This is a genomic window from Variovorax sp. KBW07, assembly GCF_003852515.1.
GTDB lineage: Bacteria > Pseudomonadota > Gammaproteobacteria > Burkholderiales > Burkholderiaceae_C > Variovorax.
In genome coordinates this window covers 38156-60112 of the sequence record NZ_QAJK01000125.1, presented here as the reverse complement: position 1 = coordinate 60112, position 21957 = coordinate 38156, and the positions used below count along the sequence as shown (strand labels likewise).

At 64.3% G+C, this 21957-nt stretch carries 21 protein-coding genes; 6 read left to right on the top strand and 15 right to left on the bottom strand.

The annotated features are described in order from the left end of the window. Positions 1–16 precede the first annotated feature (16 nt). The 15 genes from DBV14_RS23940 to DBV14_RS23870 form a co-directional block, all read right to left on the bottom strand. Positions 17–1978 carry a TadG family pilus assembly protein gene (locus tag DBV14_RS23940; RefSeq protein ID WP_124462782.1) on the bottom strand — a complete coding sequence of 654 codons (1962 nt, stop codon included), beginning with the start codon at positions 1976–1978 and terminating at the stop codon, positions 17–19. 11 nt (positions 1979–1989) lie between these two features. After that, positions 1990–2487, bottom strand: a complete 498-nt coding sequence (locus tag DBV14_RS23935; RefSeq protein ID WP_124462780.1) for a TadE/TadG family type IV pilus assembly protein — start codon at positions 2485–2487, stop codon at positions 1990–1992. Further along, the gene (locus DBV14_RS23930) at positions 2484–2984 is read right to left on the bottom strand and encodes a TadE/TadG family type IV pilus assembly protein (protein WP_124462778.1); all 501 of its coding nucleotides are present in this window, start codon (positions 2982–2984) and stop codon (positions 2484–2486) included. Before DBV14_RS23930 ends, DBV14_RS23935 begins: the two co-directional genes overlap by 4 nt. Positions 2985–3015: 31 nt before the next feature. Then, complete coding sequence (locus DBV14_RS23925) at positions 3016–3435, bottom strand: DUF3613 domain-containing protein (protein ID WP_124462776.1); 420 nt, start codon at positions 3433–3435, stop codon at positions 3016–3018. After that, on the bottom strand, positions 3432–4415 hold the full coding sequence (locus DBV14_RS23920) for a hypothetical protein (RefSeq protein ID WP_124462774.1): 984 nt from the start codon (positions 4413–4415) through the stop codon (positions 3432–3434). The genes DBV14_RS23925 and DBV14_RS23920 overlap by 4 nt, the downstream gene beginning before the upstream one ends. Beyond that, complete coding sequence (locus tag DBV14_RS23915; RefSeq protein ID WP_124462772.1) at positions 4412–5374, bottom strand: type II secretion system F family protein; 963 nt, start codon at positions 5372–5374, stop codon at positions 4412–4414. The genes DBV14_RS23920 and DBV14_RS23915 overlap by 4 nt, the downstream gene beginning before the upstream one ends. Continuing rightward, entirely contained in the window at positions 5371–6360 is a 990-nt protein-coding gene (locus tag DBV14_RS23910; RefSeq protein WP_124462770.1) for a type II secretion system F family protein, read from the bottom strand. Before DBV14_RS23910 ends, DBV14_RS23915 begins: the two co-directional genes overlap by 4 nt. Then, entirely contained in the window at positions 6353–7666 is a 1314-nt protein-coding gene (locus tag DBV14_RS23905) for a CpaF family protein (RefSeq protein ID WP_124462768.1), read from the bottom strand. Before DBV14_RS23905 ends, DBV14_RS23910 begins: the two co-directional genes overlap by 8 nt. Before the next feature lie 4 nt (positions 7667–7670). Beyond that, the gene (locus DBV14_RS23900; RefSeq protein WP_124462766.1) at positions 7671–8954 is read right to left on the bottom strand and encodes a MinD/ParA family protein; all 1284 of its coding nucleotides are present in this window, start codon (positions 8952–8954) and stop codon (positions 7671–7673) included. A 16-nt stretch (positions 8955–8970) separates the two neighbouring features. After that, the gene (locus DBV14_RS23895; protein WP_260397205.1) at positions 8971–10344 is read right to left on the bottom strand and encodes a type II and III secretion system protein family protein; all 1374 of its coding nucleotides are present in this window, start codon (positions 10342–10344) and stop codon (positions 8971–8973) included. Positions 10345–10401: 57 nt separating this feature from the next. Then, positions 10402–11397, bottom strand: coding sequence for a Flp pilus assembly protein CpaB (gene cpaB, locus DBV14_RS23890; RefSeq protein ID WP_124462764.1), 996 nt, complete (start codon positions 11395–11397; stop codon positions 10402–10404). A gap of 75 nt (positions 11398–11472) precedes the next feature. Further along, on the bottom strand, positions 11473–11964 hold the full coding sequence (locus DBV14_RS23885; protein WP_124462761.1) for a prepilin peptidase: 492 nt from the start codon (positions 11962–11964) through the stop codon (positions 11473–11475). Between the two features lie 3 nt (positions 11965–11967). Beyond that, positions 11968–12165 (bottom strand): Flp family type IVb pilin, encoded by a 198-nt coding sequence (locus tag DBV14_RS23880; RefSeq protein WP_124462759.1) that lies wholly within the window; start codon positions 12163–12165, stop codon positions 11968–11970. Between the two features lie 412 nt (positions 12166–12577). Beyond that, the gene (locus DBV14_RS23875; RefSeq protein ID WP_260397203.1) at positions 12578–14110 is read right to left on the bottom strand and encodes a murein L,D-transpeptidase family protein; all 1533 of its coding nucleotides are present in this window, start codon (positions 14108–14110) and stop codon (positions 12578–12580) included. Then, entirely contained in the window at positions 14110–15276 is a 1167-nt protein-coding gene (locus DBV14_RS23870; protein ID WP_124462755.1) for a nuclear transport factor 2 family protein, read from the bottom strand. The genes DBV14_RS23875 and DBV14_RS23870 overlap by 1 nt, the downstream gene beginning before the upstream one ends. 169 nt (positions 15277–15445) lie before the next feature. Here DBV14_RS23870 and DBV14_RS23865 point away from each other — a divergent pair, with 169 nt between their 5' ends. From DBV14_RS23865 to DBV14_RS23840, 6 genes are all read left to right on the top strand, one after another. After that, positions 15446–16408, top strand: a complete 963-nt coding sequence (locus DBV14_RS23865) for a LysR family transcriptional regulator (RefSeq protein WP_124462753.1) — start codon at positions 15446–15448, stop codon at positions 16406–16408. A 160-nt stretch (positions 16409–16568) separates the two neighbouring features. Next, positions 16569–17102 (top strand): hydroxyquinol 1,2-dioxygenase, encoded by a 534-nt coding sequence (locus DBV14_RS23860; protein WP_124462751.1) that lies wholly within the window; start codon positions 16569–16571, stop codon positions 17100–17102. A 29-nt stretch (positions 17103–17131) separates the two neighbouring features. Continuing rightward, positions 17132–18139, top strand: coding sequence for a hydroxyquinol 1,2-dioxygenase (locus DBV14_RS23855; protein ID WP_124462749.1), 1008 nt, complete (start codon positions 17132–17134; stop codon positions 18137–18139). 157 nt (positions 18140–18296) lie between these two features. After that, entirely contained in the window at positions 18297–19760 is a 1464-nt protein-coding gene (locus DBV14_RS23850) for an aldehyde dehydrogenase family protein (RefSeq protein WP_124462798.1), read from the top strand. A gap of 53 nt (positions 19761–19813) precedes the next feature. Next, positions 19814–21067, top strand: coding sequence for an ABC transporter substrate-binding protein (locus DBV14_RS23845; protein WP_124462747.1), 1254 nt, complete (start codon positions 19814–19816; stop codon positions 21065–21067). Between the two features lie 19 nt (positions 21068–21086). Next, the gene (locus DBV14_RS23840; protein WP_124462745.1) at positions 21087–21806 is read left to right on the top strand and encodes an ABC transporter ATP-binding protein; all 720 of its coding nucleotides are present in this window, start codon (positions 21087–21089) and stop codon (positions 21804–21806) included. The last annotated feature ends 151 nt before the right edge of the window (positions 21807–21957 follow it).

The window sequence follows — 21957 nt, the reverse complement described above, 5'->3', positions numbered from 1 at the left end:
TGACTTCGCTACTCTTTCAGTAGACCAACTTCGCGCCACTGTCGCAGCTGGCGGACAGCAGTTGCACATCGGCGTATCCCAGTTGCAGGCCCAGCGTCTTGAGCAAGGGGCCGAGCACCGCACCGTCGAGAAGATTCAGGACAGGCATGAGGACCGCGTTGAGGAGACCCAGGACACCACCGACGATGGTGACGAGGTTGTTCACAAGGCCGTCGATGATCGAGCTGAGGCCGTCAGCCGGAATTCCCAGGACGGTCAGGCCGCTCGTGTCCAACTTGACATCCAGCTTGCCCGCGCCGATGGCACTTCCAATGGCGGCCCCGAGGTGCTGCTCGCTCCCGACAGCGCGCACCAGATCCTGATCCGCTGCCGGAACCTTGGGATCGAATCTGAATGTCTGGGAGGTTCTCGTGGTCGTATCGTCCCCGGGAATGGAAAGATCCAGCTTGGCTTTCAACCCGATGGGCGCGTCGGCGACGGGAATGAGGCCGAACAGCAGCTTGATTTCGGCTTTGACATTCAAGAGATCGAAGCGCTCCTTCGGAAGGGCGCTCCACTTGGCGGTCCGGTTCGTGAACGCGGTTGGAATGTTGCCGAGGTAGACATGCGCCAAGCCCGGCATCACGCCAATTTTCACGTCGTACTTTCCATCGGCAGCCTTGCAGCTGACATCTTCCAGTTCGCCATCGCCAGACGCAATTTCGACGTAGATCGGCAGATTGACCAACTGGCCCGCGGGGAGTGAAACCTTGATGCTGGCAAGACCGAGGATGTCGAGGTTCAAGAGATTGCCGCCACTTGGCGGCGTCAGGACCTTGGCATTCAGAAGTACGCGGACTTGCCCCGTATGCGCCTCGGTCTTCGCTCTTCCGTCGGAGTAGTAGCCCGGCGGGCCGATGGCGATGCTGGGCGGTTCGATGACCGTCGCCTTCACTTGCACGTTCGCAAGAGGATCAAGTGGAATCGTCACCTGCGCAGCCGCCGCGGAGTTGCTGTTTGCGACCTGAAGGCTCACCAGCAACAGGTTCAGCGCGTTGATCTCTCCGTTCAATGCGGAGCTTGGATTCTTGGGGTCCAGGTCCACGCTGATCAGCCCGGCCTGTTGTGCCGTCTTGAGAAGATTGATCGTGGTTCGGTCGAGGTCGAGCCCTCCATCGAGGCTCAGCAAGCCATTCAGCAGGCTGGTGACGAGCTTCACCGTGGGGCTGTCGTTGCTTTGCGGAAGCGCATTGATGGCAGCGGTGATCAACTGCCCCAGGCTGACATTCGCAGCGAGCAGTTCGTCGTAAGAACCCAGGTTCAGATTGAGCGCCTTCGCCAACCCGAGAAGATTGATCTTGGCATTTGCGAGTCCCTTGTAATCGATGAGCGTGAGATTGACCGAGGTGCCCAGCAGCATGGTCAGCAAGCTATTGAGCGCTCCTTCCTGGAGTCGCGCCACACCGCTTCCAACCGAGAACGAGGCAAGGGGATCGCTTGCCTTCGCGGCAATTGCCTGGACGCGAATGGTCCGATTGCCAGGAAAAACGGAAAGGATGCCGACAGGTGCGTTCGAGATGAGCACCCGCACGGCATTGAGGTTGGGGTCCTTGTCGTCGAAGTGGCTCTCGGAGGCGATGCCCGGGTCCCATCGACCGCAGGTGATGTTTCCATCTGCGAGAGAGAAGTTGGCCGGAAGATTTCTGATGGGGTCGCTGACACCTGCCCCATTTGCATTGGTGCGCGCGGCCTGTCTTGCGCCCTGGCAGCCGGTGGGTCCATTCAGTTGAGAGGCTCCAGCCAATGCGGCAAGGTCTGCCGCCTTCTGGTATTCGCGCTTCATGTAGAACAAGTACCCGAGTTCGGTACCCGCCAGAACGATGATGATCAGGCTCAGCGCAATGGCGGCGTTGACGATGACCGAACCCTTCTGCCGCGCGGCCCTCATCGACGAGCCGCCATGGAAGGGGGAGAACCGTCTGTTGGAGGTCGAGTTCATGCCATTGCCTCTCAGGTCTGCCGCATGGCGATTGCCCGGCCGATCAGTTCGTCGGGCATCCAGCCAAAAGCAGGCAATTTCGGCAGGAGTCGATTGGCGCTGTACTTGTATGTCACGGTCACGACCGCCCGTGCACCGGTGCCTTCGGTCACGGCGATGGTCGCTGTGACGTTCGTCGCAATCCAGCTTCGCCTGCGATCGACGGTGACGGTTTCGGACGCGGGAACGACGAGTGCCTCGAGCAAGGAGGCTCGCACCGCGCTCACGATTCGTGGGTCGTTTTCGCTCAGTCCTGGCGATGCGGGAAGCTGGGAGACTGCGCGCGCGCCGTCCTCCGCCGCGCGGGAAACCGCCTGCTGGAAATAGAAGACGGCACCGAACGTTGCCATGCCATAGAGCACGAGAAAGAGCACGCTGAAGATCAGCGCGAACTCGATGGCGGCTACACCGCGCTGCAATCGGCGTGAGGCCGCAGAAGCCGGTGGCAGGCGTTGCGCGATGCTGTTCATAACGCCCGTCCATCGAGCTGCATGCTCGCTCTTCCGACCAGCTTGTCGGGCATTGCAAAACTCGGCAGGGGTGGAAGGATTGCCCCCATTCCGTTCGCCGTAACCGTCACCACGATCTGGCAGCGCTGGTCCCATTGAGAGCTGCATGTGCGGGTTGCGGCGGCGCAGTTGCCCGAATCGATCGTGCATATCTGGGCAACGATCTGCGGCGTGACCGGTAGCCAGCCATTGGTCTGCAAGAGTGCGATCTCCGCGGCTTTTCTCTCGCGAGCCGGCAGATCGATTTGATAGCGCAGTGCCGCGCGTGCGCCGTCTTCCGCGGCGTTCTGCAAGCCGAAACGCAGCGTGAAAATGATGCCGTAGCAGATGATCGTGTAGAGAAAACCGAAAAAGAGCAGGAAGACCAACGCGAACTCGATGGCATAAGCCCCGCGCTGTCGCAATGCGCCTGCCCGAACGTGTTTCGGACCTCTGGTTCTCGTGGTGAGAAGGTTCATGAGGCAGCCCTGCGCTGTGTCTTTCTTGCGATCAGTTGCCGGTCTTGGACTTGACCGTCGAATTGAAGCGTTCCGGTATCGGGTACTCGAAGCTCTTCAGGTATCGCTCATAGTTCCGGTAGGCGACCGGACCCGGAACAGGGCGTGGCGTCGTGGACGCAATCACGCCGGAGCGTTGCCACCCCAGCAAGTCTTGCGTGGCGTCGCCCACCTGCAGGGGAGGCTCTTCCATGGCGGCGTGATCCATCGCCGCCATGTCGTCGGACATTGCCGGTGCAGGCCCGATGGTCGCCTTCGATGGGGCGTTTTCGACGACCGGCTGCGGCGTGGCGGCAAGCGGCGGGTTCGGAGCAGATTGCTGTGCAGCGGCGGGAAGCCCGCAGGAAAGAACAGCCACAGCCAGGAAGATTCGAGGCAGCGTTGCGCCGTGAACAGACGAGCAGTTTTTCATGGGGTGCCTCGCAAGAGCGGAGTGGGTGATGACGGCGTCGCGACGACGGAAACGGACGCGGCCTCAGTGGAGGGGGCGGCGCTCGGGTTGCCACGGAGCGTGCCCGACCAACGCGAGGGCTTGAGCGCCAGGGGCGCAACGCCTTCGTCGGAGAAGTTGTGCGGGCCCGTGCTGGCCGCTGGCGCGAAAGAAGCGTTGGTCGACGACAAGGGCCGGCCACCCATCAACTGCTGCGCAGCTTCGCGGATGGCGGCACGCGTTGCCGGCGGCATGCGCCGAGCCTCCATCAGTGCCGCGGCTTGTTCGCTTTGTTGGCTGGCCTCCAGATACAGCGCCAGGTTGGCTTGGGCTTGCGGGCTGTCCGGCTGGAGCTGCATGGCCTGCATCAACGGCAGGCGCGCGTCGGCAATCCGGCCGGCCCGCAGGCTGGCATAGCCCAGGTCATTCAGAAGCATGGCGTCGGTCGGGTTGCGGGATTGGGCCTTCTTGAGAAAGTCCACCGCTTCGGCATAGTTCGCACGCGCACCGGAAAGAAGGCCAAGGCCGTGGTACGCCGCACCTTCCAGCGGCGTGCCGATCAGGCGCTGGTAGAACGCCTCGCTCTGAGCCAACTGGCCCGTGTTGCGCAGCGCGTCCGCGCGGGCCCGGTTTGTTTCAGGCGAAACACCCCAACGCAGCTCGAGGGCATCGATGTGCGCCAGTGAAGCGAACCACAGGCCTTCGCGTTGCATCTGCTCGACCAGCTTCAGGTACGTGCCCTGTGAGTCGAGTGCCGCACCGGCCTTGGATGACGCCGCATCTTCCGCTGCAAGGCGCTGTTGTGCTTCGGCGGCGCCTGGGTACTGGTCCTTGATGCCGGCACAACCTGCGACCACCAGCGCCAGCGTCAGGCTCGCGGCAACGTTGGCGATTCGTTGGGTGGAGGCAACCGCGATGCAACGCCGAGCTTCGCGAAAGATTTTCTGGTCGTGCGTATTCATTTGGTGAGAGCTCCCAGAGATCTGATGACGGCGATGAAGCCTGGTCCTGCTGTCACGATGACCAGTGCCGGCAGCAAGGTCGTGACCATGATCCCGGTCATCTTCACGGTGATCTTGCCGATGCGTTCTTTCATCTCCGAGCGGCGGTGCTCGCGCAGCCGATCGCTGAATTGCTTGAGCGGCTCCTGCACGGCACCGCCGTGACGATCGACCTGCACGAGCAACGAGACCAGGCCGTTCAGGTTTTCATTGCCATGCAGGGTTGCAAGGCGTTGAAGGGAGTGTTCGCGTGTGCGGCCCCGGCTGTACTGGCGGTTTGCCAAGGTGAGCTCGTAGCCGAGCACGCGCAGCACGTGCGAGAAGTCGGTGGCCATGATCTGCAGGCTTTGGTCGAGGCTCAAGCCAACCCCCTGCAGCAGGCGCAACAGGTCGACGAACAGCGGGAGTTCGTGGGCAACGCTTTCGCGCCGCTTGGCGGCACGCCAACCGAGTGTCCATTTGGGCGCCATGAATCCGATGACGAATGCGCAAGCCAATGCAGCTATTCCGTACCGTTCGCCCGGGTTGGCATCCCAGAACAGATATGCAACCAGGGGCAGCAGGAATGCAAGGCCGATGCGTGTCACCAGAAAGATCAATTGGGCCCGCTGGGTCGAGAACCCGCATTGGTCGATCAGCTTCCTGTCTTCGTTCGTGACCAGCGCACGGCCGATCCGCGAATTCAGCCAGTGCAGGGGAAGGTCGATGTCGGACAGGAGGCCACCCGTTGCTTCGGGTTCCTCGGTGGAGGGTTGAAGCTCGGCCGGCGCGGTAATGCCGCGCAGGATCGCCCGCCCAAGCGTCTGGCTGCGGCGAGCGCGCATCACCTCGTTGGCGACAAGCGTTCCCGCGGTGATGAGCAACGCAATGGCCAGCAGTGCCAGGCTCAGGGTGATCAGTTGTCCGGGCGTGAAGTTCATGCAAGCCTCGCCAGGCGATAAAGCAGGGCGGCGCCCAGCAGCTGAAGACCCACGGCCCCGAAGACGAGCATCTGGCCTGTGCTGTCTTGCCACATGCGCATGAAATAGTCGGGGTTGAGAATGACGATGGCCAGGCCTACCGCCACCGGAAGCACGCCGAGGATCCAGGCCGAGAGGCGTGTTTCGGAAGACATTGCCACCAGCTCGTGTTCAGCTTGTTCGCGATCGCGCATGAAGTTGCCGACACGCTCCAGCAGCAGGTCGGCCCGGCCGCCGTAGCGAACGCCCAGGCCCAGGATCGATGCAAGCAGGTAGAGCTCTTCGATGCGTGCGTGAGTGGCCGTCTGGTGCAGGGCGCGGTCCAGATCGACACCGGCGCGCACGAGGCTTGCTGCGCGTTCCAGGTAGGCGCGCAATGGCGCGCGTGTGGTCGTGATCGCAAGCTGGAATGAAGCCTGCGTGGAGTTTCCGATGGTGATCAAGCGGACCATCGCATCGATGAACGCAGGCAACTGGCTGACGAGTTGTCGCCGATATTTCTGCAGGCGCAGCCAGATCGCGAACGCGGCCAGTATCAACAGCATCAGCAATGCACCGATGGCTGCCGGGCCACCGCCGAGCGCGCCGGCCAGAAACGAAAGACCGACGATCGCAAGAATGCCGAGCACCAGTGTGCGTGTGGTCACGACCCCCTCGAGCCAGCCTGGCATCAGCGCCTGCAAGCGAGTGCGGCGGGGCGCCGTGGCCGCTTCTGCCGCAGCGGCGTCGCTCCACGGATCGCTGAGCAGTCCCGCAGGCTCTGCCGTCACGCTTTGCAAAGGGGCGAGTACAGGGGCTTCGGCCGCGGGGGCAGGGCGAATCTGCTGGGCAAGATACCGGTCGGTGGCCCGCCGGGATTGAAGCCCCGAGGCCCACTGCCATAGCAGCAGACCACCCGCCGCAAGCAGCAGGGCGATCACCGCCACTATGAGGAGGACTTCACGCACGCGAGTCTCCGTGGGCGCGCGCCAGCGTCTGGCGGAAGCGCGTGATCTTCGGAGAATGAGGTGCGATGCCCAGTGATATCCAGCGGTCCTGCTCCTCGCCGTTCGGAGAAACGATGGGCTCGTAGCGGTACAGCTCCTGCATCGCGACAATGTTGTCGTTGACGCCGGTCACTTCGCTGAGCGAAATGATGCGACGCTGGCCACCCGACATCCGGCCGATCTGCACGACGAAGTCGATGGCATTCGCGATCTGCCTGCGCAGGCTGACCTCGCTGCCCTGGTAGCCCGCAAACCCTGCGAGCATCTCCAGCCGATAGAGGCATTCGCGAGGTGAACTGGCGTGGATGGTGCCCATCGAGCCTTCGTGGCCGGTGTTCATCGCCTGCATCATCTCGATGACCTCGGCGCCGCGCACTTCGCCCACGATGATGCGGTCGGGCCGCATGCGCAGGCTGTTGCGCAACAGGTCGCGAATCGAAACCACGCCCGTCCCGTCGAAGCCCCCGGGCCGGCTTTCGAGGCGCACCACATGGCTTGTTCTGAGCGAGAGTTCGGCCGTGTCCTCGATGGTGATGACGCGTTCGCTCGCCGGGATGAAGCTGGCCAGCGCGTTGAGCAACGAGGTCTTGCCCGAGCTGGTGCCGCCACTCACGAGGATGTTGCAACGTGCGCGCACCGCGATCTCGAGCAGTTGCGCCATGCCGGCATCGAAGGTGCCAAGCTTGACGAGGTCGGCAGGCGTCAGTGGGTCCTTGCGAAACTTGCGAATGGAGACCGACAACCCGTCGATCGCAAGCGGTTCGATGATCACGTTGATGCGGCCGCCGTCGGGCAGGCGCGCATCGACCATCGGATTGGCTTCGTCGAGACGGCGGCCCAAGGGGGCAAGGATGCGTCGCACGATGCGCATCACGTGCTCCGCATCGGCAAATCGCACCGTCTCTCGCTCGAGCATGCCGTGGCGCGATACGTACACGTTCTGGTAGCCGTTGATCAGGATGTCTTCGACGGCGGGGTCGTTGAGCAGATCTTCCAGCGGACCGAAGCCCGCGAGCTCCTTTGTCAGCGCATCGGAAATGAGCTGCATCTCGCGGTCGTTGATCGGCACGCGGCGCAACCGGACAAAGCTGTCGACCTCGAGTTCGACGAACTGCTGGATCGAAGCACGCGTCCAGCGGCCGAATTCGGCGCCCAACTCCTCGATGCGACTCAGCAGGTGGTCATGTGTCCAGCTCTTGATGTCCTGGAACTGCTGGGAGTTGATGAATGCCTGGTCGTCGTCGGCAAATTCGATATCGGTGGACATGGGATCAGCCTTCACTTGAACTCTTCCAGAGCCCGGAGATTTGCGACTTCAATGCAACCCAACGGGGGTCCTTGGCCGGCGTTTGGCCTGCGATCGACATGTATTCCTGGTAGAGGCCACGCGCCATGCCCGTGACCGCCTGCGAATACGGGTCGTTGCGCGCCGTGCGAATCAGCATTTCGCCGCGGCTTGCCGCTGCCAGGAGCGTGGTGCCGCGCGCCGGCAGCACGTGCCGCAGCGGCAATTCCAAGCGCTCGGCAATGTCCTTTGCCGTCAGCCCCACATGGTTGTCGAACTTGTTGACCACCAGCGAGAGGCGCTCGGTCTCCACGCCGCGTGTGCGAAGTTCCTTGAGCATGGTGGCGGTGGAAACGATCGCGCCGATGCTCTGGTCACAAACGACCCAGCTGCATTGCGCTTCGCGCACCGTCTGCGCCACGAAGTCGATGGTGGAAAAACCGCCCAGGTCCGCAATCTGGAAGTCGAAGAAGTCTCCAAGACGCTTGATCAATGCCACCGAGTCGGCATGCGAGATCTCGCGCACCTGCGCAAGGCTGGAGGGCAGCGGCAGCACCGCGACACCGCTGGTGTGATGCGCCAGCGCGGTATGCAACAGCGTCTGGTCGAGTCGGCGCAGGTTGCGCACGCCATCGACAAAACTGAAGCCGCTCTGCGTATCGAGATAAAGCAGGCCATCGCGTGCCGGCAAGCCGAGGTCGAGCAATGCGACGCCTTGCCTGGCACTGCGCCCCGGAGGTCGCGTTGGCGTTTGCGTCAATTGATCATTCAGCGTCAAGGCCAGGCTGGCACCCAGCGTGGTGACACCGAGCCCGGCTCGCGCCCCAAGCAATGCCAACGTGCAGCCGCGCGTTCCGCTTTGCAGGCTGCTGCGTCGCTCGAGCAGCATCTTCAGCGTGTTGACTGCTTCGGGCGGAGGGGCGGATATGTCGATGAAGTCGTCGACGCCCGCGCGCAGCGCGGCCAGCATGGCGGCAGGTTCGGCCGAGACGCCGGTCGCAAGCACGGGCAGCGCGGGCCAGTCGCGCTTCAGGCGCTGGTGAAGCTGGCTTGCGGTGGTGCTCTGGTCGGGCGAGAAGTCGAGAAACACGGCCACCGGACCGAGAAGCGAGATGCGCTCGTCTATCGATTTCGTATCGGGAGCGAGCACCACCACCGAGCCGAGGCGTCCGAGTGCATCGGTCAGCCAGGTGATGTGACTTCCGTTACTCGATGCGAACAGATAGGTTTCGGCGCCCGTCTCGGGAATGCTGTCGCGTGGAGCGTTCATGGTCGCGTCGCTCCAGTCAGCGCGAGAAACCCGGGAGTGAGGTGCTGGTCGGGTCGTTCAGGAAGATGGAACGCCACACGGCGCCATCGCGCTGCTCCGATGCGGCACCTGGCAGAAAGGGAGCGAGGTCCGTGCCTCGCGCAATGGGTTTCACCAGGTGTGGCGTCACCACGATCACCAGTTCCTTCTCGTTCATCTGGTACTTGCTCTGCTTGAAGAACGTACCCAGCACCGGCAAGTCGCCGAGCAGGGGAACCTTGTCGGAGTTGGACGAGGTTGTGCGGCTGACCAGTCCGCCGATGATGAAGCTCTCGCCGTCGCCCAGTTCCACCGTGGTGTCTGCTCGCCGCGTGGTGATTGCTGGGACCGCAACGCCGCCGATGCTCAGCGAGTTTGCATAGTCCAGGTCGCTGGCCTCCGGTGCGACCTTGAGAACGATCCGCTCGTTGGACAGCACCGTTGGTGTCAGCGTCAGGCCGATGCCGAAAGGCTTGTACTCGATGCTTGTCGTGCCCAGGCCTTGCGGTGCAGGGACGGGCAATTCGCCACCCGCCAGAAAACTCGCGCTCTGGCCCGACATGGCAACGAGCGTGGGCTCCGCAAGGACACGCGCCATGCCGTTGCCTTCGAGGAACCCGACATTCAGGCCGATGCCCGCCTTGCTGAAGTTGAAGAGCAGGCTGAAGGCCTGTGCCAGCGGATTGTTGTATTCGCCCGTGATCGAACCGTTTGGATTGAAGCTCGCGCTTTTCAGCGAAGACGGCGTGAATACGCCGAAGCTGAAGCCGCTGGAGTTGGCTCGCGTGCTGAAGATGTTCAGCCCGGCCTGCTTGAGGACACTGCGGTTGAACTCGACAACCTTGACTTCGACCTGCACCGTGTGGCTGCGGACGTTCACCGAAGAGTTGTCGGTCACGACCGCTTTGTCCGCGTGACTCGACAGTGCCGTATCCCGGGCTTGCTGGTATGCGGGAACGCTGTCCATGCTCCCATTCAGCTTCGCATCGCGGCGCTGTACTTCCACCGCATAGATGGTTGCCGCGGCGCGCCCTTTTTCCCAGACCATCAACGTGGTGTTGCCAGGAGCCTTCCCCGTGAGGATGAGTCGCGCTCCGGGCGCACCCGGCGTCTTGCGCGTCACGGTCACGCCGACAACGGTTTCGTTTGCGATCGCGATGCGATCCACACCCTTGTCGATCAGCAGTTCTTGCTGTGTGCCGGCAAGCATCGTCATCGATGCTTGCGGGGACGCCGGTACGCCCGCCGCGAAAATCGGAGACCAGATACCGAGTGCCAGGGCGCATCCGGTTGCCAGCCGGCTGCGCAGCGGTTGCCGGTGATTGCCTGTCGTGGAGCGGCGAGTGATTGACTTCGTCATCGCACGGGGCAGGAGCATGGTTTTCTTTCTGGGACAGTGACGGGTCATGACTGGGGGAGTGCTTGGTGGCTAGTAGCGCAAGGTCTCGCTGCGTTCGCCGCGGATCACTTCGACTTCGATGCCCGAGCGCGCGCCAGTCCCTGCGTGGGCGGCGGAAGGGTTGACCGAAATCTGACTGACGGCATTGCCTCGCCGGGCGGTGCCGGGGGCACTTCCACCGCTCACCAGGTCGGCCACAGTGAGGCCCGCCTGTGCCTTGTCCAGGCCGGTCAGTGGGGCACGGCGGGGCTCACCTGGCTTGCTGGCGACGGGCTGCAGCGCCGTGGGCAGTTCCGCAAAAAGCGCCGAGTCGGGCTCCGAAATATCGGATGGGTTGCGCAATGCCAGAAGGAGCCGCCCGCTCGATTCGCCCAACGTGAGCCGGTTGACTTCGTCGACCGGCACGGCCAGCACCGCTGTGCGTGCAACCTCCGCACGCTGGGATTGCGCCATGGCGCCGTCCGCGGTTTTCGACTGCAGGCCGTCGATGGAAGCCGAGCCAAAGGCCAGCACACGCTTGCGCGCGAGCAGCAGCCGTGCCTGGCTCCGGTCGACATCCTTTCCTTCGGACTTGAGCATGACGAAGATGTCGACGAAATCTCCGGGCTGGACCCTGTTGCCCACGCCCATGGACTCGTCGGCCTTGACGGCAACTGCGCGCTCGCCATCGTTCAGGCGCAAGGCAAGGCCGGAGACCAACTGACCTTCCTGCAAGGGAGTTCCCTCTCCCAGGTCAAGAACGGGGACGCGGCCAACCAGTGCGGCCGTGTCCTTGAATGCGCCCGCCGGATTGATGGAGAGGCGCTCGATGCGCAAGGCATCGGCGGAAATGACTTTGCCGGCGGGAATCGGCTTGCTCGCGACGACGACCGCGTAGGCCTGGGACTCGGACTTGGCCGGTGCCGCCACGGGAGCCGCCGCGACCGGCGGTGGCGCAGGCTGGCTGCTGAGCACCCAGGCGTATCCACCCAGCGCAATGGCCAGGAGCACCAGGACGGCGGCGATGATTTTCGTGAGATGGATCATGATCGTTGGGGTGAGGCAATGAGACGAGCTGTCTGGCGATGGGTGAAAGAGAGAGCCTCTGGTGACCTGGAAAGGTCAGCTCTGTCGGCCCCAGACGATCCAAATGCCGGCAGTGATTGCGAGATACGCCGCGTAGGGAATCACGCGCTTGCGGGACTTGCCGTCCTCCGATTCCTTGGGCCTGCCCGACAGCGCCAATGCCACGCGGGGAAACCAGGGCCAACGTTGAAGAGCCAGCCAGAGCACGCCGTGCATTCCCGTCAGCAAGCTGGCGCCGAGCCAGATGGGCAGAAGCCCTTGCCAGCCCACCCACAGACCCAGTGCTCCTGCGAACTTCACATCGCCGGCACCCATCAGGCCGACGGCATAGAAGAGCAGAAGAAAACCGAACCCCAGTGCAGCACCGGCCAGCGCGTCGGTCCACCCGACACCGACCGGTTGTTGCCCGAGAGAGAGGGCTGTCAAGGCCAAAGCACCACCTGCAAGGACCAACCAATTGGGGACGCGGCGCTGGTAGAAGTCATAGACGATGACCGGGAGAAGCCAAATGAGCTCGACTCCCGCCATGACTCAGCTCGCTGGCACCGCCTTGGTCAATTGAGCGGCAAGATTCGTGAACAGTCCCTTGATTGCGCCGGCAAAACCAGTGGTCCCATTGGGGTTGAAAAGGACGACCAAAAGAATCGTAATCAAACCCGCAATGACGCCATATTCAATTGCGGTAGCGCCTTCTTCGTCGCGCAGAAAACGAGTAATAGAGCTAAGCATGATTTACCCTTTCAGGAAGTGTTAACAAAGACTGACGATGTGGATGTTATACAGCGTAACTCCGTGTATCAACAAGAGAAACCCGCAAGTCTTCAGCTCTAGGTGTGCTAGCCGAAAGAACTAAGCACGATGGCTGCCAGCCTGTGGTGGACCATGCCGCGGGCCGGGTCGCCGGGCTGGTTAACACTTTGGAAACCTATTTTTCCCTCTGTGAATGACACGCCGCCTCCCATGAAGATGGGATGGGACGTTACGGCGCCGGGAACGCGCGAAAGGGGGGTGTTACGGGAACAAACGCGTTACGCGTTACGTAGCACGAGGCCCCAAAGGGGCAGATGTAACACTGAAAATAGGCGTAGCGCGTGAGCAAAAAGTCACGAGTTGGAGGTGTGACCTCGTCGCCTACAGGGCCTCAGCCCAGGATTTCTTCGTGAAAAAGCTTCCACTCGCTGCCTTGGCGCAGCCAGTACTGGCGCCGGGTGCGCCCGCTCTTCTCGCCTTCGAATACTTCGCCGAAGGTAGCCACCATGGTGTCGTCGCCGTCACGCCAGTGCAGGTACGACACATCCTTGAACTGGACACGCTTGCCCTGGGCGTATTCCACTTCGTCGCGGAGGGCGGAAATTCCCTCGGTGGTCTTTTTATTGTTGCGCTGGAAATCCGGTAAATAGAATTTCTTTAATTGCGCTTCATTTCCGCTGGCTCTTGCATCTTTCCAGGCTGCAATTGCACTTGTAAATGATTGTGCTTCTTTTTCGGCCTGCGGCGGCGAAATCCATTGGAGGCTGCGCGCTGTAACGACGGGAGTGGCGCCGATTTGCACTTTTCGCAATAGCTGCTTCAGGTCGGGATTGGCCATGACCACGCAGCCGTCGCTGGCCAGCGGCGCGCGCGCGAACTGCTGGGGCGGGGTGCCGTGGAGCCAGATTCCGCTGCCGGTCTTGCCGCGCCGCACGTCGTAGGCGTTGGGGTAATTGATGGGCAGGGCGCCCGCGCCGTAGAAGTCTTTCAGCGACTTGGGGTCGAGGCTGCTGGTGATGTAGTACACGCCCAGCGGGGTGCGGGCGTCGCCCTCGGTGGACTTGTCGGTGCCCGATTTGCCGACCGATATGTAGTAGTCGGCCGTGAGCTTCAGGCCCTTGTCGGAGTTCTCGAACAGGTACAGGCGCGAGCGCGAGGCATCGATGGCAATGGCGTAGCGGCTGCGGGTCGAGAGCGCCAGGAATTGCGAAGGCACGGTGCCGGCCGGTGGCCGCTCGCGCAGGGCCTGCAGGCGGCGGCGCGATTCTTCGTGCAGCTCGGCCATGGCCGGGTTGCCGCGCATCTTCGCGATGCCGGCGGTGTCGGGAAGCGAATTCGAAGGCGGCACTTGCGCCGCGAGCAGGTCGCCGTAGACGAGCTGCGCCAGCTGGAAGTTCGGGTAGTCGCGCACGAGGTCGCGCGCCTTGGCCAGCGCGGGACGGGCCTGGCCGCGGCCGAACATTTCGTAGACCGCGATGAGGCGTGCTTCGGCGCTGCTGGCTTCCTGGATGGAGGCCGGGGCACCGGTACGGCGTGCGGGCTTGGCCGCGGCAGTCCTGCTTTCTGAGGCAGCGGCAAGTGCGGCAGTTGCGGCGATTTTCTTGCCGTCGGAGGCAACGGCCTTCTTGCCCTTGGCCTGGACGGCCTTGCCACCCTTGGCTTCGCGCGCTTCCCTGGCGGACGGCGAGCGGCCGCTGGCGCCGTGCGCGGTGGCGCGGCTGCCGCCGGCCTTGCTGGTTGCCTTGGCGTTGCTGCTGTTGCTGCTGGTCTTGCTGCTGGCCGGCTTGTTCGAAGCCTGCGCGGCAACGGGGGCCGCGAGCATCAGCGCCGATGCGGTGAGCAGCAGCGCGGCGAGCGTGTGGTTCCCGCTGCGCAGACGGAACGGAGGGTTCTGAAGCCGGCCGTGCCGGACGATGACTGTCACTAGCCGCCGACGCTTTCCTTGCGAATGTGCCACTGGTTGCCGGAGCGCTGCATGTCGAGCGTTTTACGGCTCGAGACGTTGAGGTTGTCGGCGCGATAGATCTGCCGGAACTTGGCGGTGGCGTTGTCCCCGTCGACCTTGATCACCAGGTTTTCGAGGTTCACGCTGATGCTCGACTTGCCGACGATGCGCGCACGGCGGTCTTGTTCCCAGCTCTTGCGGTTCTGGCCACCGCCGGGTGAGAAGTCGGCGCCATAGGCGGCAAGGTAGCGGTCCATGTCCTGGCTGGCCCACGCCGAAGCCCAGGCGCGCACGGCGGATTCGACCTCGGCCGTGGATGCGGGGGCATGCGCCGCGGCAGCCTGTGCGGCGGGAGCCGGGGCTGGCGCAGGAGGTGCCGCTTCAGGCGCCTTGGCCGGAGCCGCCACAGGTGCGGGCGCTGCCGCCACAGGTGCGGGCGCTGCCGCCACAGGTGCGGGCGCTGCCGCCACAGGTGCGGGCGCTGCCGCCACCTTCGCCGCAGGAGCAGCAGGCGCTGGCGCCGGTGCAGGCGCCTTGGCCACGGGTGCCGGTGCCGGCGAAGCGGCGGCCACCAGCGCCGTCGGCCTGGTGCCGGGCGGCGTGGGGGTGAAGAGGGTGCGAATCACCGCCAGCTTGGGCTGCACGGCGGTGTTGTTCTGGTCGAGCTGCAGGGCCTTGCTGTAGGCCTGGCTGGCGAGCCGTGCATACACGTCGCCGAGGTTTTCCTGGGCGGTGGCGTAGCTGGGGTTGGTGCGAATCGCGCTTTCGAGCGCGCCGCGTGCCTTGTCGAACTGGTTCTGGCTGGCGTAGATCACGGCCAGGTTGTTGTACGGTTCGGGCAGCTCGGGGGCATCTTGCGTGAGTTGCGTGAAGGCGGCAATGGCCTCGGCGCGCTTGCCGGTGTCCAGCTGGATCACGCCCTTCAGGAAGCGCATCTGCGGATCGCGCGGCTTGTCTTTCAGGAAGGCCTCGGCCTTGTTCATGGCCTCGTCGAGCTTGCCGGCCTGCATGAGCTTGTCGACTTCTTCATGCTCGATGGCGGCCAGCGCGGGAAGCGCCACGCCGCAGGCCGCGGCGGCCAGGAGCAGGGCACGCACGGTGGGGGAGAAGCTGAAACGGGCGCGCGGCTGGGGGCTCTTGGGCATTGCGGACAAGACCTCGTGTGGGGTGGGTGATGCGGCAGGCATTGTAAGTGGGGCCGTTAACCCCCCGATACAGGGATGACGGTGTTTCGGCGTGCCCGCAACGGGCGGGGCCGGGCTTTTTCCCGTATCCCGGGGCGCGCAAAACAGGTGGGCGCAGTACAGTGCCGCCGTGGACCGTCTCCAGAGCATTGAAACTTTCGTTCGTGTCGCGCAGACCCAGAGCTTCGCGGAAGCCGCGCGCCAGTTGCGCGTGGCCAATTCGGTGGTGACCACGCGCGTCAAGCAGTTGGAAGAATTCCTGGGCGCGCCGTTGTTTCACCGCAGCACGCGCGTGGTGCGGCTCAGCGACATGGGCCAGGCCTTCCTGCGCGACTGCACCGAGCTGGTGGGCCGCGCCAACGACATCGTCGACCAGATGCGCGACGCGCGCGGCACACCCTCGGGCACGTTGCGCGTGCATGCGCTGACCGGCATGGTGCTGGGCCGCTTCGCCTCGCTGCTGCGCGAGTTCCAGACCACCTACCCCGACATCCATCTCGAACTGATCGTGAGCGACGCGGTGGCCGATCCGGTCAAGGCCGGCGTCGATTGCGCGCTGCAGATATTCCCCGCTGCATCGCAGGAGCTGGTGTCGCGCCCGTTGTTCCCGGTGCGCAGGGTGCTCTGCGCCACGCCGGCCTACCTGGAAGAGCACGGCGCGCCGGTCACGCCGCGCGAACTGCACCGCCACAAGCTGGGCCTGTACTCGGGCTACCCCACGCGCGACCGCTGGACCTTTCACCACAAGGGCGAGCAGACCACCATCTACCTTGCCGCCGCGCTGCTGACCAACAGCGTGCACCTGCTGCGCGAATATGCACTGGAGCATGCCGGCATCGTCTGCCTGCCGACGCTGGTGGCGGGCGATGCCATTGCGCGCGGCGACCTGCGCGTGGTGCTGGCCGAGCACCAGCTGTCGTCGTTTTCGCTGAGCGCGGTGTACGCGGGCACCTCGCGCAACGCGCTCAAGCTGCGGCTCTTCATCGAGCACATCGCCACGCGCTTCACGCGCGTGCCGCCCTGGGACGCCACGCTGATCGAGCGCGGAATGATCCCGGCGGAACTGATCGAGTTCAGCCGCTCCAGCGGCTGAAGCACGCCGGGCCCCGACGCAGCGTGCGCGGCACGGGGAGCGGGTAAACCCGGCCGATTGTTCGGAGACGCCGAACAATCCTCTTCCAATCTGGTCCCTACCGGTGGCGGCGGTTGACTCCTAGAGTTCGCCCATCGCTGAAGACAACCGGAGACACGCCATGACCAGCACCACCGCTTCCACCGCTTCCACTGCGTACAAGACCCGCTTCGGGTCGCTCAAGCACTTCGAGAAGGGCCACGTCGAACCCATCGACGACGACGTTCGCCACTACGCGTTTTCCAACTGCTTCGAAATAGCCAGCACCAGCAAGCCGTACGAGAAGGTGGTGTTCGGCCAGAACCAGATCTACGTGCTGGAGACACTTCGCGCCGAAGGCACTTCGCCGTGGTTCACCTGCGCGCACGACGAATTCGCGCTGGTGATGGACGGCGAGGTCGAGGTGCACCTGGTGCAGCTCGATGCAAGCCAGGCCGTGGCCGACACGGAGAAGAACGGCGCGGTGCTCGTCAAGGGCGAGCCGCAGGGCAAGAAGATGGGCTGGATGAAGCTCTCGCGCGGCCACCAGGGCCTGCTGCCCAAGAACACCGCCTACCAGTTCCGCACCGCCGGCGACCCCGGCGTGATCGTGCTGCAGAGCTGCAAGGGCGAACTCTCCGTAGAAAAGTGGGCCGACATCTGCCAGTCCCATTGATTGCACCGAACACCGAGGAGCCACACACCATGAACGCACCCGCAGAACTCGCCAAGGTGATCGCGTCGCAGCCCGACGCCACGCTCGGCTACAAGGACTTTTCGCTCGGCAGCTTCAGCTTTCGCCGCGACGAATATTTCGTGCACATCGGCTGGAAGACCCGCGACGGCCGCCCCATGAGCCACACCATGGACGCCGGCAGCTACCTGCGCGCGCTGATGCGCGACGTGGCCTGGGGCTTCTTCTACGGCTGGGTCAACTTCGACGACGTGTTCGGCACCGTCAACCACTACGAGTCGGTCGACCTGTATGCCGGCAGCTTCAACGGCACCATGAAGGACGCGGGCATCGACCTGCTCGAGAACTTCCCGACCGCGCAGATCCGCGCCACCTTCGAAGCCATGCTCGACGACTGGACCAACGAAAGCTTCGACCCTTTCGCCGCGCCGCAGGAAACCGGCTCGCCCTACGGCCGCAAGAAGGGCAACAACACCGCCAAGATCACCCGGGCGCGCGAGCTGGCCAAGCGCTGCGTGGGCCTGAAGGGCGACCTGGACCTGCGCAGCGACGAGCGCGGCGCACCGGTCAACCGCGCTTTTGCCGACGTGCCGCAGGGCCAACCCGAGCTGCACCCCGAGCCCGGCTTCGAGAACGACGTGCATGCCTTCAATCTCTTCGGCTTCCTGAGCCGTTCGCAGGTCACGTGGAACCCGAGCTTCACCTCGGTGGTGAAGCACAGCTACATGTGCCCGACGACCGAAGAGCACATCCTGCCGATCATCCACGGCAACGACCGTGTCGAGTGGTTCTTCCAGATGACCGACGAGATCCACTGGGACTGCGGCGACAAGAACACCGGCAGGCCCATGGCCCGCGTGATCATGAAGGCCGGCGACATGGCCGCCATGCCCGCCTACTGCCGCCACCAGGGCTTCAGCCCGAAGCGCTCGATGCTGCTGGTGTGGGAGAACGGCTCGCCCAGCCTGGTGTACGAGATCCAGAAGGGCGAGAGCCCGGAGATTCCGGTCGAGTTCTGAATGGCTCCCTCTCCCGCGAGCGGGAGAGGGTTGGGGTGAGGGTGGTGTTCGTGCCACCGCTGCCCCCTCACCCCAACCCTCTCCCCAAGGGGAGAGGGAGGAATGCAAAAACATGAAGCCCAATGACATCGCCATCGCGGCAGGCCTTCGCACGCCCATCCGCCACCAGCTCTTCATCGACGGCCGCTTCATCGACGCCGAATCCGGCGAGACCCTGGCCACGCTGAACCCGCACGACAACACGCCCATCGCCAACGTCGCACTCGCCGGCAAGGCCGACGTCGACAAGGCCGTGGCCGCGGCAAAGCGTGCGTTCCCCAAGTGGAGCCGCATGGCCGCCGCTGACCGCGGCCGCATCCTGCTGAAGCTCGCCGATCTCATCGAAGCCAACGCCGAAGAACTCGCGCGCCTCGAATCGCTCGACACCGGCCACCCCATCCGCGATTCGCGCCGGCTCGACGTGCCGCGCACCGCCGCGTGCTTTCGCTACTTCGGCGGCATGGCCGACAAGTTCCAGGGCGAGACCATTCCCGTCGAAGAGGGCTTTCTCAACTACACGCTGCGCGAGCCCGTCGGCATCGTCGGCCAGGTGGTGCCATGGAACTTCCCGCTCATGTTCACCAGCTGGAAGATGGCGCCCGCGCTCGCGGCCGGCAACTGCATCGTGATGAAGCCGGCGGAGATCACGCCGCTGTCGTCGCTGCGCATCGCCGAGCTGATGGCCGAAGCGGGCCTGCCGCCCGGCGTGGTCAACATGCTGCCGGGCCTGGGCAGCGTGGCGGGCCAGTACATCGCCGAGCACCCGGAGATTGGCAAGATCGCCTTCACCGGCAGCACCGCGACGGGGCGGTGCATCGTGCAGGCGAGCGCGGGCAACCTGAAGAAGGTGCAGCTCGAACTCGGCGGCAAGGGCCCCAACATCGTGTTCGAAGACGCAAACCTGCAGGCCGCGGTGAACGGCAGTGCTTGGGCCATCTTCCACAACCAGGGGCAGGCCTGCATCGCGGGTTCGCGGCTGATGCTGCACGAGAAGATCGCCGATGCGTTTCTCGACCGGTTCATTCCGCTCGCGAAATCCATACGCCTGGGCAACCCGCTCGACGACGACACCGAGATGGGCCCGCTCACCAGCGCACAGCATCGCGAGCGCGTGCTCAGCTATGTCGACGTGGCGCAAGGCGAGGGCGGCCAACTGCTCGCGGGCGGCAAGTCGCCCGGCGGCGATCTGGCCAAGGGCTGCTATGTCGAGCCCACGGTCATGCGCGCGAAGTCGTACAAGGACCGTGTCGCGCAGGAAGAAGTCTTCGGACCCTTCGTCACTGTGCTCACCTTCAGGAACGACGAAGAGGCCATGCAGATTGCCAACGGCACCGACTACGGCTTGGGCAGCGGCTTGTGGACAAACAACCTGCAGCGCGCCCACAAGGTGGCGCGCGACCTGCACGCCGGCATGGTCTGGATCAACAGCTACAAGCGCGTGAACCCCGGCTCGCCCTTCGGCGGCGTCGGCCAGAGCGGCTACGGCCGAGAAATGGGCTTCGATGCGATGCGCGAATACACGCAGGTCAAGAGCGTGTGGGTGAACGTCGACGCGCAGATACCGCCGCACTTCGTGCGCTGACTGAGCAGAACCCCTGTAGCGCGGCACCACAAACACAAGAGACGGAGACAACCATGACATTCAATCGCAGACAGTTCACGCAGGCCACCGCCGCACTCGTGGCCTCGGGCGCGGCACCGCTGGTTTTCGCGGCCGACACGCTGAAGATCGGCTACGTGTCGCCGCAGACCGGCCCGCTCGCGCCCTTTGGCGAGGCCGACAAATGGGTCATCGAGCAGATGAAGTCGGCCTTCAAGGACGGCATCAGCGTCGGCGGCAGGAAGTACGCGGTACAGATCGTGCTGAAGGACAGCCAGTCGAACCCCAACCGCGCGGGCGAGGTGGCGAACGACCTGATCCTCAAGGACAAGGTGGCGCTGGTGCTCACCGCGGGCACGCCCGAAACCGCCAACCCGGTAAGCGATGCATGCGAGCTCAACGAGGTGCCCTGCATCTCCAGCGTGGTGCCGTGGCAGCCGTGGTTCTTCGGCCGCAAGGGCGATCCGGCGAAAGGCTTCAACTGGACGTACCACCTGTTCTGGGGCCTCGAAGACGTCATCGCCAATTTCACCAACGGCTGGAAGACGCTCGCCACCAACAAGAAGGTCGGCGGCCTGTTCCCGAACGACGGCGACGGCAACGCCTGGGGCGACAAGGAGCTGGGCTTTCCCAAGCCGCTCGCGCAGATGGGCTTCACGCTCACCGACCCCGGCCGCTTCCAGAACGGCACGCAGGACTTCAGCGCGCAGATTGCGGCCTTCAAGAAAGAGGGCGTCGAGATCGTCACCGGCGTGGTGATTCCGCCCGATGCCAAGACCTTCCTCACGCAGGCGCGGCAGCAGGGCTTCAAGCCGAAGGTCATCACGCTGGGCAAGGCGCTGCTGTTCCCCGGCGCGATCGAGGCGCTGGGCGACCTGGGCGACGGCCTGTCGACCGAGGTGTGGTGGAGCCCGTCGCATCCGTTCACGTCGAGCCTCACGAAGCAGAGCGCGAAGGCGCTGGCCGAGGCCTACGAGGCCGGTGCGAAAAAGCAGTGGACGCAGCCCATCGGCTTTGCGCATGCGCTGTTCGAAGTGGCGGCGAATGCGCTGTCGCGTTCGAAGTCGCTCAAGGCCGGCGACGTGCGCGATGCGGTGGCGGCGACGTCGATCGATTCCGTGGTCGGCCCGGTGAAGTGGGGCGGCCAGGGCCCGTTCAAGAACGTCAGCAAGACGCCGCTGGTGCTGGGCCAGTGGGGCAAGGGCAAGAAGTACAAGGTCGAGCTGACCATCGTGAACAACGAGGCGGCCAGGAGCATCCCGGCCGGCGGCATGCTGCGGCTGCTCTGACGGCAGGCAGGCAAGCACCATGGCGCTGCTGGCACTGCATGCCGTGAGCAAGTCTTACGGCGCACTCAAGGTCACCGACGACATTTCGCTGTCGGTGGCCGAGGGCGAGACGCTGGGCATTCTCGGGCCCAACGGCGCGGGCAAGACCACGCTGTTCAACCTGATCTCGGGCGACGTGCGCGTCGATGCGGGCCGCGTCGAATACGCGGGCCGCGACGTGACGCGGCTCAAGCCGCACCAGCGCTGCCATGCGGGCATAGGCCGCAGCTACCAGGTGCCGCAGCCGTTCGGCAACATGAGCGTGTTCGAGAACCTCGTCACCGCCGCCTGCTTCGGCGGGCAGCAGACCGAGCGCGAGGCGTGGCAGACGGCGCATGAAGTGCTGGCGCAGACCGGGCTGATGGCGAATGCCAACAAGCCGGCCGGCGGACTCACGCTGCTCGACCGCAAGCGGCTCGAACTGGCGCGTGCGCTGGCGACCAAGCCGCAACTGCTGCTGCTCGACGAGATCGCCGGCGGCCTGACAGAACCCGAAGCCGCGGTGCTGGTCGACGAGCTCAAGCGCATCAAGGCGCGCGGCGTGACGATGATCTGGATCGAACATGTGGTGCATGCATTGCTGTCGCTGGCGGACCGGTTGTTCGTCATCAACTTCGGGCAGAAGCTGGCGGAGGGGGAGCCGCGGGCGGTGATGAATGATGTGGAAGTGCGGCGGGTGTACATGGGGATGGAGGCATGAACCGCGTTTGTTTTTCGTGTTGTCCCCTCTCCCTCCGGGAGAGGGCTAGGGTGAGGGCATCGGCCGTTGAACAGCCGCGCGCTTCGTCATCGCCGCTGGCCCTCACCCCAACCCTCTCCCGCAAGCGGGAGAGGGAGCAAGACCGAGAGGA

Excerpts from the sequence above, each read along its gene's own strand:
- DBV14_RS23925 (WP_124462776.1), bottom strand. The coding sequence starts at position 3,435 with ATGAAAAACTGCTCGTCTGTTCACGGCGCAACGCTGCCTCGAATCTTC.
- DBV14_RS23840 (WP_124462745.1), top strand. The coding sequence starts at position 21,087 with ATGGCGCTGCTGGCACTGCATGCCGTGAGCAAGTCTTACGGCGCACTC.
- DBV14_RS23845 (WP_124462747.1), top strand. The coding sequence starts at position 19,814 with ATGACATTCAATCGCAGACAGTTCACGCAGGCCACCGCCGCACTCGTG.
- DBV14_RS23885 (WP_124462761.1), bottom strand. The coding sequence starts at position 11,964 with ATGGCGGGAGTCGAGCTCATTTGGCTTCTCCCGGTCATCGTCTATGAC.
- DBV14_RS23870 (WP_124462755.1), bottom strand. The coding sequence starts at position 15,276 with ATGCCCAAGAGCCCCCAGCCGCGCGCCCGTTTCAGCTTCTCCCCCACC.
- DBV14_RS23920 (WP_124462774.1), bottom strand. The coding sequence starts at position 4,415 with ATGAATACGCACGACCAGAAAATCTTTCGCGAAGCTCGGCGTTGCATC.
- DBV14_RS23915 (WP_124462772.1), bottom strand. The coding sequence starts at position 5,374 with ATGAACTTCACGCCCGGACAACTGATCACCCTGAGCCTGGCACTGCTG.
- DBV14_RS23935 (WP_124462780.1), bottom strand. The coding sequence starts at position 2,487 with ATGAACAGCATCGCGCAACGCCTGCCACCGGCTTCTGCGGCCTCACGC.
- DBV14_RS23940 (WP_124462782.1), bottom strand. The coding sequence starts at position 1,978 with ATGAACTCGACCTCCAACAGACGGTTCTCCCCCTTCCATGGCGGCTCG.
- DBV14_RS23880 (WP_124462759.1), bottom strand. The coding sequence starts at position 12,165 with ATGCTTAGCTCTATTACTCGTTTTCTGCGCGACGAAGAAGGCGCTACC.
- DBV14_RS23860 (WP_124462751.1), top strand. The coding sequence starts at position 16,569 with ATGACCAGCACCACCGCTTCCACCGCTTCCACTGCGTACAAGACCCGC.
- cpaB (WP_124462764.1), bottom strand. The coding sequence starts at position 11,397 with ATGATCCATCTCACGAAAATCATCGCCGCCGTCCTGGTGCTCCTGGCC.
- DBV14_RS23905 (WP_124462768.1), bottom strand. The coding sequence starts at position 7,666 with ATGTCCACCGATATCGAATTTGCCGACGACGACCAGGCATTCATCAAC.
- DBV14_RS23900 (WP_124462766.1), bottom strand. The coding sequence starts at position 8,954 with ATGAACGCTCCACGCGACAGCATTCCCGAGACGGGCGCCGAAACCTAT.
- DBV14_RS23930 (WP_124462778.1), bottom strand. The coding sequence starts at position 2,984 with ATGAACCTTCTCACCACGAGAACCAGAGGTCCGAAACACGTTCGGGCA.
- DBV14_RS23855 (WP_124462749.1), top strand. The coding sequence starts at position 17,132 with ATGAACGCACCCGCAGAACTCGCCAAGGTGATCGCGTCGCAGCCCGAC.